Origin of the sequence: Halomonas sp. TA22 (assembly GCF_013009075.1) — a bacterium.
GTDB lineage: Bacteria > Pseudomonadota > Gammaproteobacteria > Pseudomonadales > Halomonadaceae > TA22.
On record NZ_CP053108.1, the window covers coordinates 1135550 to 1148301 of the forward strand.

Consider the following 12752-nt stretch of genomic DNA (forward strand, 5'->3'; position numbering starts at 1 on the left):
CGTTTCATGGAGCAGCAGTAGAAAGGAGGATGATGCAATGGCTTTCGCACTCTCGACCATGCAGTTGACGAGCGATAATTTCGAAGCGCACGGCAAGATCCCTACTCGGCATAGCGGAGAGGGTGAGAACCTATCTCCCGCCTTGGCTTGGTCCGATCCACCCGAGGGAACCAAGAGCTACGCGATACTCTGCCATGATCCCGATGCCCCGCTGGTGCAGAATGGCATCTACGGTTTCGTGCACTGGGTACTCTACAATTTGCCGGCCTCGACGGCACGGCTTGAAGAGGGAAGCGGTGGAGGTACCTCGGGAATGAACGATCATGGCGGGACCGGGTATACCGGCCCCATGCCGCCGGAAGGTCATGGCCAGCATCACTACTATTTCCTTGTGCTGGCGCTGGATAGTGAACTCGATCTGCTGGCAGGTCTGACGATCGGGGAGTTTCTCGAGAAGGCGGAGCCGCATCTGATTGGCGTGAACCGCCTGGTGGGAACCTATCGGCGCGGCTGATGAGAACCTGCTTAGCTAGCTCTCATCCAGCCCCCGGGCCTTGCGCTCCTGGGGGAGTAGTGCGGCGTGGATCATGGCGTTGACGGGTGTCGCCACGCCGTACTCCTTGCCCAGCCTGACCACGGCCCCATTCTGCGCCTCAAGCTCCGAGGGCAGACCGGCGATGATATCGCGCTGCATCGAGGCGGTACTCTTGTCTGGCAGCGCATCGATAAACCCCAGCGCCTTTTCCACTGCGTTTTCGGGTAAGGCGACTCCCTTTGCGAGCCCCACTCGGTAGATCTCGACAAGCATCTGCTCGATCAATTGACGAGTTTCGGGCAGGGTGCGGCTCACCCCGATAGGGGCGCGAGTGAGAGAGCCGATGCCGCTCAAAGCGCAGATGAACAGGAACTTGCTCCAGATCGCGACCTGGATATCCTCCGCGATTTCTACTTGAGCGCCTGTGGCCTTGTCGAAAACCGCCTTCATGCGCTGAATGCGCTCGCTCGGCCGATTGTCGAGTTCACCGACACGAATGAAGGGGTCGATACCCGCGTGGCGTATCGTGCCTGGTGCTTCTCGCCAGGCCAGAATGCCGCACAGCCCACCCACCACATGGGCCTTGCCCAACACAGCGGCGACCTGCTCGGCTGCGTCCACGCCATTTTCCAGGGGGACGACGAAGCTTTCGGGTCCCATTAGCGGTCGTATCGCCTCTGCGGCTTCGGGTACCTGCCACGCCTTGACGGCGAGGATCACGCACTCGACTTCGCCAATCGAGAAGGGGTCGTCGGTGGCTTTGGTCGGGGCGATCCGAAAGTCGCCGGCAATACTGCGGACCTTGAGGCCCTCCCGTTGAATGGCGGCCAGGTGCTCGCCGCGTGCGATGAAGGTGACATCCTCTCCTGCCTCGGCGAGACGCCCACCGAAATACCCGCCTACGCCTCCGGTACCGTAAATCGCGATGCGCATTAGCTTTCCTTATTGATGCTGTGCCGTTGATCAAGCGCGTGTTCTGTCGTCACTCGCTCAGCCGTGCCATGGCCTGTTCCGCTTCCCCCTGCCACTGACTGGGGAGAGTGGCGGCTTGGCGTAGCGCCTGGCGCGCTTCGGTGTGTTCACCGCTCTCCTCCAGCAGGAGTCCCAGATTCAGCCAAGCGACCGCCAGTGTGGGGTCTTGCTCAATCGCCTGGCGGAAAGCATTCGCCGCTCCCTCGCCATTGTCTGAAGCATATTCGGCATTGCCAAGGGCGAACCAGCCCAGGGCGAACGCAGGCCAACGTTTCACCATGGCGTGCCAGGCGGGCAGGGCATCGCTCGCGCCGCTGGCCTGTTCGAAGGCGGCCGTGGCCTCCATCGCACGGTGTGGACGTACCGTGGCCGGTAGCTCGCCCGGTGGCAGTACGACCATCGCCCAACGGTCGCTGCGCGCCCAGGTGGCGTCGAAGCGGCGGAATGATTCACGCCGGTCTGCCTCTTCTCCGCTGTGCAGGGTCAGTAGCTTCTCGTCCAGGTCATAGCCTATGGCCACCGCGTAATGCCACATGGGCCAGGCGGGCAGCGACAGATTCTGCATCACGATGACCGGGTGACCTGCATCGAGCTCACCAAGCAGTGACTGGAAATTGCCATCGAGTAGAAAGCCGATACGATCGTAACGGCGCACGGTGGCCTGCATCTCCGGCTGTACGCTGCCCTCGCGTCCCGGCAGGAACACCTGGGGAATCAGCGTGTCGACACTGACGTCGATGCCACTGGCGTTGAGTGCCATGGCCAGTGATGCGGGTCCGCACTGATACTCGCGCTGGGCGTGGAAGGGGACACCCGGCAGGTAGGTTCGCTCGGCAATGCCCATGTCGGCAGGGCTCGACAGGCGAGGGCCCGTCGCACAGCCCGTCAGTAGCAGAAACGTGATTGCCAACAGCACAACGCCCGCGAAGCGGGCGTTGGATGTCTTGATCGTGATGCGTCGAGACATGGGACTCGGCTCAGCGAGTGAAGGGAAAGACATTGGTGAGGCCAAGAATGTCGGTGATCAGCAGCAGCACGAAGATGAACACGACTGCACCTACGACACTGGCACCGGCCGGAAGTTGGTCGAGATGATCAGCCATCTGGCGCACTTCCTCATCGGAGAGGGCGGCTACACGCGCTTCGATATCGGCGGGATCCACCCCTTGCGCGAGAAGTTGCTCCTGCACTTCCTGGCGAGCCAGCACTTCGCTGATGCGCTCGCGATCAGCGCTGACCTGGTTGGCTTGCAGAGCGTCCTGGGTGGAAACCAGAGCCGTCGTGGGAGCAGGCTGCGGTGCGGCGACGGCCTGCAGGCTGCCGAGCACCAGAAAAGCGATCAGCAGTGGGCTGAGGATTTTAGAGAGCGATTTCATCGTGTTAGGTTCCTTTTCTTTTCTATGATTGGCTTCCGGGCTCTTGATGATCCTGGCTTTTTGTCTTGCATCTTTCTGGTGCCATTCCAGTATAGAGCTAGACCGTTATGATTTTCATGCCTTTTTCACGTCACGTCCAGTCGTGCCAGGGCATCAGCTGCAATGAGATTGCCAGCCCGCCGTAACGGGCGGGCTGACTTGCCAGAGTCATTGGGTCGTCACGCCACGCTGGGTGTGATGAATCGTCTTGCCCTTGCGCCGCAAGATGGCCTTTTCCAATTCGACGATCAGATAGATCGCCAGGCTGCCGATGAGGATTGCCAGCCAGTGCATGGCGCTTAGCGCATCGCTCTCGAAGATCGCTTGCATGAAAGGTAGATACGTCCAGGCAAGTTGCAGCAGTATGACGATACCAATGGCGAGCCACACCGGCCGGCTGCCGAAGAATCCCTCCTTGGAAAGCGTGCTGTTGATCAGGAAGCGACTATTGATGAGATAGGCCGCACTGCCCATCACCAGCATGTTGACGGCACCGCTGCGTGCCAGTGCTTCACTGCCACCCTGTCCATAGAGTATCCAGCCGAACATGCCGAAAACGCCTATCAGCAGTAGTACCGAGACGAAGACTACCCGCCACAATAAAAACAGGTCGAGCAGCGGGGCAGCGGGGTCGCGAGGGGAGCGCTGCATGATGTCCGTCTCGGCATTCTCGAACGCCAGGGCTAGGCCCAAGGATACCGCGACCACCATGTTGACCCAGAGTGCCTGCAGTGGCGTGACCGGCAGCAGCATGCCTGCCAGCACCGCCAGCATGATCGCCAGCCCCTGGCCACCATTGGTGGGCAGGATGAAGGTGATGGTCTTGCGAATGTTATCGTAGACCTTGCGCCCCTCTTTGATGGCGCTGACGATCGTTGCGAAATTGTCGTCGGCTAGCACCATTTCGGCCGCCTCCTTGGCCGCCTCGGTGCCTTGGATGCCCATGGCGACACCTACATCGGCACGCTTGAGCGCCGGTCCGTCGTTGACGCCGTCGCCGGTCATCGCACATACGCCGCCCTTGGCCTGCATTGCCTTGACCAGGCGTAGCTTGTGCTCCGGCGCGGCGCGGGCAAAGACGTCCACCTCCTCGATGATCCTTTCCAGCTCTTCATCCGACATGGCCTCGACTTCCTTGCCGGTCATGGCACGCTCGGTATGGGCAAACCCGAGCTGCCTGGCAATGGCGAGTGCCGTGACGGCATGATCACCGGTGATCATGACCGGGCGAATGCCCGCAGTTAGGCAATCCTTGACTGCCTCGATCACCTCCGAGCGGGGTGGATCCAGCAGGCCTACCAGGCCAAGCAGAACCAAGCCCTGATCGGCGTCCTTATCGTCGAGCTCCTGAATGTCGCTGGCATCCTTCTCGGCGAGCGCCAGTACACGAAGTCCCTGGGCGGAAAGCTCATGGATGCGCTCCTCCCAATGCTGCGCATCGAGATCGGTGTCGCCTTCAGCGGTACGTACCCGGTCACACATCTCCAACAAGCGGTCCGGCGCGCCCTTGACGAGCAGCCGCTGCTTGCCGTCGATCTCGTTCAGGGTGGCCATGTACTTGCGCTCGGATTCAAAGGGGATGGAATCCAGGCGCGGATGATCGTCACGCAGCTCGCTTACCGACAGCTCAGCCTTGGCGGCGGCGACCACTAGAGAGCCTTCGGTGGGGTCGCCATGTATGCGCCAGCGCTCCTCCTCCTGGGCCAGTTCGGCGTCATTGCACAGGGCACCAACGATGAGAAAATGCTCGAGGTTGGCATGTTCTCGAATGGCGATCGCTTCGCTCGTCTCGTCACTCGAGCCGCTCTCGTCAGCTACCCGAAATTCACCTTCTGGAGCGAAACCGACCCCCTCGATGTGTACCTGGCCTTCGGCAAGATAGATTGCCTGTGCCGTCATCTCATTGCGCGTCAAGGTGCCGGTCTTGTCGGAAAAGATGGTCGAGATCGAGCCCAATGTCTCCACGGCAGGCAGGCGTCGTATGATGGCGTTGCGTTTCGCCATGGTCTGCACACCCAATGCCAGACTGATGGTGACGATGGCGGGTAACCCTTCGGGAATCGCTGCTACGGCCAGACCTACCGCTGCCATGAACATTTCAACCAGTGGCTGGTCGTGAACAAGGATGCCGAACAAGCCAGTCAGCAGCGCTGCGCCGAGAATGAAGAAGGCCAGCATATGCCCCGCGCGATCGATCTGGCGCAGCAGAGGTGTCTTGAGCTGCTCCACCTTACGCAGCATCTCGGAGATCCGCCCAATCTCGGTATTGGTCGCGGTTTCCACGACCAGCCCCTGGGCGCTGCCTTGGACTACGATGGTACTGGCATAGGCCATGCTGGTCCGATCGCCCAGGTCAGCGCCTTCCTCCACCGGTTCGATACTCTTGTCCACCGGCGTCGATTCGCCCGTCAGCGCAGCCTCCTCGGTACGAAAACGACGCGCTTCGATCAGGCGCAGGTCGGCGGGTACCCGGTCGCCGCTCTCCAGCATCACGATGTCGCCGGGTACCAGTTCCTTGGCATCGACCTCGCGGCGCTTTCCCTCACGAATCACCTGGGCATGCGGTGAGAGCATGCCGCGTATACTCTCCAGGGCCTGCTCCGCCTTGCCCTCCTGAATGAAGCCGATCATCGCCACGATGACCACCACACCGACGATCGCTGCCGCATCGAGAATGTGGCCGAGCCCAAGGCTTGCTAGAGCGGCCACCAGCAGGATGTACATGAGAATGTTGTTGAATTGCTCGAGAAGCCGCTTCCACCAAGGGCGTCCCTGCTCCTGCTGCAGCTCGTTGGGGCCATGCTTGTCGAGGCGCTGCTCGGCTTCGCTATCGGTCAGTCCCTTGTCCGAGCTACCCAGCCGCTCCAAGCCCTCTTCAAGTGCAAGCGCGTGCCAGCCAGTACGCGAATCGTCGGGTTTCCGTTCCGCCATCCTTCACCTCCGCATTGGATTCGATCATGCCTAGCTGTATCACAAAGCCAGGCTTCTCGCAGTGATGAGGGGCAAGTTTAGCGCTGTAGTGCAGTGATGAGGTGGCAAGAGGAGAGACTGCTACCCCACCTTGTAGGAGTGCGGTGTTTCGGCAAGCAGGCCACGCCCACCCGCGAGTGTTAGAGCGAGGTCATGGAGCCCCTCCCAGAGAGGCAGGGGATTGGCCCCTTTGATGGCAAGGTCGAGACGTTGAGCAAACAGCAGCAACTTGTGCAAACGCTTGATTGGGAGGCGGTTGAGCGCCTGCTGATAGGTAGGGCGACGCTTGTCGAAGATCATCGGCTTTTGCGATTTACAGGCGTGCTCGAAGCTCTGCCCCTGGTCCATGTGCTGATAGAGAGAGAGTAGGGTGCGAAGCTCACGGGTCAGTGCCCAGAGGATGAGCGTCGCCTCGGCCCCTTCGCCTTTCAGGCCCTGCATGATACGTGATGCGCGCTCGCGTTCACCTCGCAAGCAGGCATCCGTTAACGTAAAGACATCATAACGAGCGCTATCCTGGACACCTCCGGCAATGGTCGCGCTATCGACCCGAGCGCCGGGAGGCAGCAGCAGTGCTAGTTTTTGCAGTTCCTGGTCGGCCGCCAGAAGATTGCCTTCGGTACGCTCGCCAAGCAGGCGTGCAGCCTCCATGTCCATGCTGAGACCATGCCGGCCCGCGCGGTCTCGCATCCAGAAGCCCAGACGCTGGTGATCCACAGGCCATACCGGTGCGAAAAGCCCGATCTTGTCGAGTGCCTTGAACCAGCGGCTCTGTTGCTGTTTGCGATCGAGCTTGCTCGCCGAGATCAAGAGCATGTTGTCGCTGCCCTTGGCTTGCTCAGCATAGGCTTCCAGCGCCTTGCCACCCTCTTGCCCCGGAGACTGGTTGCCCAGTCTCAGCTCGATCAGCTTGGACTGGGCGAACAGCGATAGACTCGCGGCGGATTCGGTAAGGCGCCCCCACTGGAAGTTGGCCTCGACATGCAGGACATCGCGCTCCTCGATGCCATGCTCGCGCGCCGCACTACGTACGGCATCACAGGCCTCCATGTGAATCAATGGCTCGTCGCCGGCGACTATCACCACCGATGGCAAGCGCTTGGCCAACTCCTCGGGGAGTTTGTCGGGAAATACCTTCATGCACTACCTTCCGCTAAGCGTGCGCAGGCGATCGAGAAGCTGGCTGGCGGCGGCTTGGCGCAGGCGCTCATGGGCTTCGCCACGCAGCTCTTCCTGGGCGAGAAGGTTAGCGTCGTTTACGATGATACGGGTCTCGACATTGAGTTGTTGCTGATCGAGCAGATAGGCGCCATCTGCCCGCCGCTGCACCGAAAAAGGGGCAATGAGGCGGACCTCTATCTCCTGGCTGCCGGCATCACCGAAGGTCCGCGGAATCTCCTGGAACGTCTCCTGCCCCAGATTGAGCACCAGGTCGGCTTGACTGGTGATGCGGGTGCCGGCGTTTTCCAGCATGGCGCGAACTACAGGGAGCAGATCGCTATCGGCGCCGGCAAGGAACAGCGATTCCACTCCCAGCAGCGGGGTGTCGTAGCCTCTCAGGCGAAAACCGCAGCCCGACAGCAGCAGCATCGTCGAGCCTGCCATGAGCAGGTTTGAGGTTCTTGTCAGGAAGGTGCGGCGCTTCATGGTGCTCATCCTCTAGCCAACCACGATATTGACCAGCTTGCCGGGCACCACGATCGTCTTGCGGATCGTCTTGCCTTCGATATGTCGCTGTACGTTCTCAGCGGCGAGCGCCTGGGCCTCGATGCTGGCCTTGTCGGCACCCGCGGCTACCTCGAGACGCGCCCGCAGCTTGCCGTTGACCTGTACCACGAGCTCGATGCTGTCACGTGCCAGTGCCGACTCATCGACGCTGGGCCAGGCGGCATCGATGACCGCGTCCCCATGGCCAAAAGCTTGCCACAGCGCATGGCAGGCATGGGGTGTGATCGGCGCGAGCAGCAGCACGCTCGCCTCTGCGGCCTCGCGGGCCACGGCCAGTCCCAGGGGGCTCGTGTCATCGAAACGGCCCAGCGCGTTGGTCAGTTCCATCACCGCGGCGATAGCGGTATTGAAGGTGGTTCTGCGGCCGATATCGTCGCTCGCCTTGCGGATGGTTTCATGGGTCTTGCGACGCAGGTCGCGCTGGGCGTCGTTCAAGGCTGTGACATCCAGCTTGCCGGGTTCGCCGACAGCGAGATGTTCGTTGACCAGACGCCATAGACGCTTCATGAAGCGGTTGGCACCTTCGACTCCTGAGTCCGACCACTCGAGCGACTGCTCCGGCGGGGCGGCGAACATCATGAACAGGCGTACCGTGTCAGCGCCGAAGCGGTCGATCATCGATTGTGGATCGACCCCATTGTTCTTCGACTTGGACATCTTTTCGATGCCCCCCATCTCGACTGGAGCGCCGTCACTGATCAGTATCGCACTGAGCGGGCGACCCTTGTCGTCGCGCTTGACCTCGACATCAGCGGGATTGAACCAGCACTTGCCGCCGTTCTCCTCGGTGCGATAGAAGGTTTCGGCGATCACCATGCCTTGGGTCAGCAACTGCTGGAAGGGTTCATCCGACTCTACCAGGCCGAAGTCACGCATCAACTTATGGAAGAAGCGCGCATAGAGCAGGTGAAGGATGGCATGCTCGATGCCTCCTATATAAAGGTCGACCGGCAACCAGTAGTTGGCGCGTTCATCGAGCATCGCTTCGCGGTTATCAGCGCAGCAGAAGCGCGCATAGTACCAGGAGGACTCCATGAAGGTGTCGAAGGTGTCGGTTTCACGCAGCCAGCCATCGCCGAGTTCGGAGAACGCCGGCATTTTTTTCAGCGGTGAACCCGAGGCATCGACGGTCACTTCCAAGGGCAGGGCGACGGGCAGCTCATCGTCGGTCAAGGCAACGGTCTGACCTTCGGGACCGTACTTTACCGGGATCGGTGCGCCCCAGTAGCGCTGACGCGCCACGCCCCAGTCGCGCAGGCGAAAATTGGTCTTGACCTCGCCTCGTCCGAGAGCAACGAGCTTGGCGGCGATAGCGTCGAAGGCCGCCTGAAAGGTCAGTCCGTCGTACTCTCCCGAGTTGATCAGGGTGCCGTATTCTGTGAAGGCGGCCTGGCTGAGATCCGGCTCGCGGCCGTGCTCGTCGGCAATCACCGCTTCGATGGGCAGACCATACTTGGTGGCGAATTCCCAGTCGCGCTGGTCGTGGCCAGGAACCGCCATCACCGCGCCGGTTCCATACTCCATGAGTACGAAATTGGCGACATAGACCGGCACTGCGCGGCCGGTCAACGGATGCAAGGCAACATGCCCGGTAGGCATGCCTTTCTTTTCCATGGTGGCGAGTGCTGCTTCCGAGGTGCCGCCCTGGGCACACTCTTCAAGGAAAGCCGCGAGCTGGACATTCTCCTGGGCTGCGTCTTTGGCCAAGGGATGCCCGGCGGCCACTGCCACATAGGTCACGCCCATCAGCGTGTCGGGGCGGGTGGTATAGACGCTGAGCGGGTCGGTATCGTTTCCGGCGTCACTCCTCACTTCGAAGGTAAGCTCGACTCCCTTGGATTTACCGATCCAGTTACGCTGCATGGTCTTGACCTGCTCAGGCCATTCCACCTTGTCGAGATCGGCCAGAAGCTCGTCGGCATAGTCAGTGATCTTGAGAAACCACAGCGGGATTTCCTTGCGCTCGACCGGAGCACCGGAGCGCCAGCCGCAGCCGTCAATCACCTGCTCATTGGCGAGTACCGTCTGGTCGACTGGATCCCAGTTGACGGTGGACATCTTCTTGTAGACGAGCCCTTTCTCGAGCAGCTTGGTGAAAAACCACTGCTCCCAGCGGTAGTAGTCGCTATCGCAAGTGGCGAATTCGCGGCTCCAGTCGTAGGCGAAGCCCAGCGCCTTCAATTGCTGGCGCATGTAGTCGATGTTCTCGTAGGTCCACTTGGCCGGTGGTACCTGATTCTTGATCGCCGCGTTCTCTGCTGGCATGCCAAAGGCGTCCCAACCCATGGGCTGCATGACGTTCTTGCCCTGCATGCGGTGAAAACGAGAGATCACATCGCCGATGGTGTAGTTACGCACATGCCCCATATGTAGCTTGCCGCTGGGATAGGGAAACATCGAGAGACAGTAGAACTTCTCGCGGCTGGCATCTTCCACTGCCTTGAAGCATTCATTTTTTTCCCAGAACTGCTGGGCGTCTCGTTCGGTCTCGTGGGGCTTGTACAGTGCGTCCATCGGTCTTAATAGGTACCTTGCGTTGACTGTGGCGTAGCGAGGAGAGGAGGCTAACAGCACTCTCAATCAGGTTGGTAACGTAAGATTACTCCAATATGCCCAGCATACCCCAGCAAGGTGCGCCCGGCCATGCTCGGCGAGCCTTCTTCTGGGTGATGAAAAATCTCGTCTATTCAGCATTAGAAAATATTAATTCTTTTGGTTACAAAGTATGAATTTAGTACACCTAACTTAATAATGTTATTGTCTGTAACAATGATTTGGCTAGACTGGCTGAAAGCCCCAGTACGACTATGGAACTATGGCGACATGGATGCCGTGAGCGCCATGGGATAAAGGACAAGGAATGAAGTCATTGCTAAAAACACTGTTCAGCCTGCCTCGTCAACGCAAGCAGATCATTCAGTTGCTGGCTGACTCCCTGCTCATCGTCCTAAGCTTGTTCATGGCGATGCTGTTGCGCTTGGATAGCGTCTCCTTCCTGTCAGATCCCGGTGTGTGGACGGTATTGCCGGTAATGGTTCCCGTCAGTCTGTACATCTTCATTCGCCTGGGTTTTTACCGTGCCATCATCCGCTACATGGGACTCAAGGCCGTCCAGGCGGTACTGGGAGGAGTTCTTGGGTCGGCACTGACGCTCGCGCTGATCAGTTTTCTGTTCGATCTGCCGATTCCCCGCTCAGTGCCCTTCATCTATGCCATGCTGGCGCTCATTACCATTGGCGGCGCGCGCCTTGCCCTGCGCTTGCTCTATCAGCATGGGCAGCAGCGCCTCAAGACCCGCGTACTGATTTACGGTGCCGGAGCGGCTGGACGTCAACTGGTGATGTCGGTACGCCATGGACGAGACTACGAGCCGATCGCCTTCGTCGACTTTGCCCCCAAATTACAGGGCACGGTCGTTCAGGGGCTCAAGGTCTACTCTCCGGACGATACCGAGCGGCTGATCGAGAGTTATGGGGTCGAAAAACTGCTTCTGGCTATCCCCGATGCCACACGCGCCCGTCGAATGGAAATTCTCGAAGCGATCGAGCCGTTAACGATTCCGGTGCAGACCATTCCGGACATGGCAGATGTTATTTCCGGCAAAGCGCGTGTCAACGAATTGCGTGACGTCGCCGTTGAGGATCTTCTCGGGCGCGACCCCATTCCTCCCAATCCTGAGCTGATGGGTGCCAACATCAGCGGCAAGATCGTGATGGTGACGGGGGCGGGGGGATCGATCGGCAGTGAGCTGTGCCGTCAGATCCTGCGGCAACATCCTCGCCAATTGCTGCTGCTCGATATCTCCGAATTCGGACTCTATCGAATCGAGCAGGACCTTCAGCGTATTGCCAAAGCGGAGTCCCTTGGGGTGCCGGTCAAGCCCATTCTGTGTTCAGTGCAAAACCGAGACAGAATGAGAATCATCTTGAGCACTTTCAAGGTGCAGACGCTTTTCCACGCTGCCGCTTATAAGCATGTGCCTATGGTCGAACTCAACATGGCAGAGGGCCTGCGCAACAATATCTTCGGCACTCAGGCTGTCGCCGAAGCGGCCATTGCCTGTCAGGTAAGTGACTTCGTGCTGGTATCGACCGATAAGGCGGTGCGCCCGACCAATATCATGGGGGCAAGCAAGCGTATGGCAGAGCTGGTCTGTCAAGCCAAGGCGAGCCAGCAGAGTACGACACGTTTTTCCATGGTGCGCTTTGGCAATGTGCTCGGCTCGTCAGGCTCAGTTGTGCCTCTCTTTAGGCGTCAGATCGAGATGGGGGGACCGTTGACGGTGACGCATCCCGAGATTACGCGCTATTTCATGACCATTCCCGAGGCTGCGCAGCTCGTCATCCAGGCTGGTGCCATGGCTCGTGGTGGCGATGTCTTTGTGCTCGATATGGGTAAGCCGGTCAAGATCGCCGAACTGGCAGCCAGAATGATCCGGCTGACGGGGCTTGAGCCGAGCTTTCCAGGCTCGGTACGTCAAGAGGCCAAAGCTGTTAAGACCAAGCCAGCCAGCGACGATGAGTCGTGGGAGCCTCCGTCACGCAAGGGGGATATCGAAATCGTCTTTACTGGCCTGAGGCCAGGCGAAAAACTTTACGAAGAGCTATTGATCGGTCAGGACGTGGGGGAAACCCGGCATCCGCGTATCATGACTGCCAGTGAGGAGGCGCTCTCCTGGGATGAGCTAAAGCCTATCCTGGATGCCTTGGATCGGGCATGTGAAGAGCGCAACTATCCGGAAGTCCGCGAGATATTCCTGAAAGCGGCGATCGGCTATCGTCCCGAAAGCGATATAGTCGATCATCAATGGATGGTCATGGAGCATCAAGCCAAGGCTGTCAGCAATGCAGAAGATGAAAAAGTGGTTGAACAGCAGCCAGCCGCTCTGTCCGTGGCATTTACTCCTTCGCGAATGTGACTCCCTGCAAAGCACCTATACGGATGGGTTTTGTTCGGTTCGAAAATGATCGATCGAATCTTCCACCTTTCGTTGGCAAATTTTGTTAAGCAATGATACGGTTTGTAACTAGGCGCTCGATAGGTTTAGGTAAGGCCAGGCGACTCGCCTAGGGCGTGATTCAAGCAATATGCAATGAAATTGAATTGTTGATTTTATAACAGGCTTCAGGGAT

General features: G+C 59.4%; 9 protein-coding genes. 2 read left to right on the forward strand and 7 right to left on the reverse strand.

Annotated features, from left to right (window positions below):
• The first annotated feature begins 37 nt into the window (after nt 1–37).
• Nucleotides 38–514: a YbhB/YbcL family Raf kinase inhibitor-like protein gene (locus HJD22_RS05300; protein ID WP_208653720.1), complete on the forward strand. Its 477-nt coding sequence runs from the start codon at nt 38–40 to the stop codon at nt 512–514.
• A 15-nt stretch (nt 515–529) separates the two neighbouring features.
• Here HJD22_RS05300 and HJD22_RS05305 read toward each other — a convergent pair whose 3' ends face one another.
• The 7 genes from HJD22_RS05305 to leuS all read right to left on the reverse strand — a co-directional run bounded on the left by HJD22_RS05305 (nt 530) and on the right by leuS (nt 10134).
• Complete coding sequence (locus tag HJD22_RS05305; protein WP_208653721.1) at nt 530–1468, reverse strand: 2-dehydropantoate 2-reductase; 939 nt, start codon at nt 1466–1468, stop codon at nt 530–532.
• A gap of 49 nt (nt 1469–1517) precedes the next feature.
• The gene (locus HJD22_RS05310; RefSeq protein WP_208653722.1) at nt 1518–2474 is read right to left on the reverse strand and encodes a PA2778 family cysteine peptidase; all 957 of its coding nucleotides are present in this window, start codon (nt 2472–2474) and stop codon (nt 1518–1520) included.
• Nucleotides 2475–2484: 10 nt separating this feature from the next.
• Nucleotides 2485–2883, reverse strand: coding sequence for a PA2779 family protein (locus HJD22_RS05315; RefSeq protein WP_208653723.1), 399 nt, complete (start codon nt 2881–2883; stop codon nt 2485–2487).
• 207 nt (nt 2884–3090) lie between these two features.
• The gene (locus HJD22_RS05320; RefSeq protein ID WP_208653724.1) at nt 3091–5853 is read right to left on the reverse strand and encodes a cation-transporting P-type ATPase; all 2763 of its coding nucleotides are present in this window, start codon (nt 5851–5853) and stop codon (nt 3091–3093) included.
• A gap of 120 nt (nt 5854–5973) precedes the next feature.
• On the reverse strand, nt 5974–7032 hold the full coding sequence (gene holA, locus HJD22_RS05325) for a DNA polymerase III subunit delta (RefSeq protein ID WP_208653725.1): 1059 nt from the start codon (nt 7030–7032) through the stop codon (nt 5974–5976).
• A gap of 3 nt (nt 7033–7035) precedes the next feature.
• Nucleotides 7036–7539, reverse strand: a complete 504-nt coding sequence (gene lptE / locus HJD22_RS05330; protein ID WP_208653726.1) for an LPS assembly lipoprotein LptE — start codon at nt 7537–7539, stop codon at nt 7036–7038.
• 12 nt (nt 7540–7551) lie between these two features.
• Nucleotides 7552–10134 carry a leucine--tRNA ligase gene (gene leuS, locus HJD22_RS05335; RefSeq protein WP_208653727.1) on the reverse strand — a complete coding sequence of 861 codons (2583 nt, stop codon included), beginning with the start codon at nt 10132–10134 and terminating at the stop codon, nt 7552–7554.
• Between the two features lie 346 nt (nt 10135–10480).
• Here leuS and HJD22_RS05340 point away from each other — a divergent pair, with 346 nt between their 5' ends.
• Nucleotides 10481–12538, forward strand: coding sequence for a nucleoside-diphosphate sugar epimerase/dehydratase (locus tag HJD22_RS05340; protein ID WP_208653728.1), 2058 nt, complete (start codon nt 10481–10483; stop codon nt 12536–12538).
• The last annotated feature ends 214 nt before the right edge of the window (nt 12539–12752 follow it).

Excerpts from the sequence above, each read along its gene's own strand:
- HJD22_RS05300 (WP_208653720.1), top strand. The coding sequence starts at position 38 with ATGGCTTTCGCACTCTCGACCATGCAGTTGACGAGCGATAATTTCGAA.
- HJD22_RS05305 (WP_208653721.1), bottom strand. The coding sequence starts at position 1,468 with ATGCGCATCGCGATTTACGGTACCGGAGGCGTAGGCGGGTATTTCGGT.
- HJD22_RS05310 (WP_208653722.1), bottom strand. The coding sequence starts at position 2,474 with ATGTCTCGACGCATCACGATCAAGACATCCAACGCCCGCTTCGCGGGC.
- HJD22_RS05315 (WP_208653723.1), bottom strand. The coding sequence starts at position 2,883 with ATGAAATCGCTCTCTAAAATCCTCAGCCCACTGCTGATCGCTTTTCTG.
- HJD22_RS05320 (WP_208653724.1), bottom strand. The coding sequence starts at position 5,853 with ATGGCGGAACGGAAACCCGACGATTCGCGTACTGGCTGGCACGCGCTT.
- holA (WP_208653725.1), bottom strand. The coding sequence starts at position 7,032 with ATGAAGGTATTTCCCGACAAACTCCCCGAGGAGTTGGCCAAGCGCTTG.
- lptE (WP_208653726.1), bottom strand. The coding sequence starts at position 7,539 with ATGAAGCGCCGCACCTTCCTGACAAGAACCTCAAACCTGCTCATGGCA.
- leuS (WP_208653727.1), bottom strand. The coding sequence starts at position 10,134 with ATGGACGCACTGTACAAGCCCCACGAGACCGAACGAGACGCCCAGCAG.
- HJD22_RS05340 (WP_208653728.1), top strand. The coding sequence starts at position 10,481 with ATGAAGTCATTGCTAAAAACACTGTTCAGCCTGCCTCGTCAACGCAAG.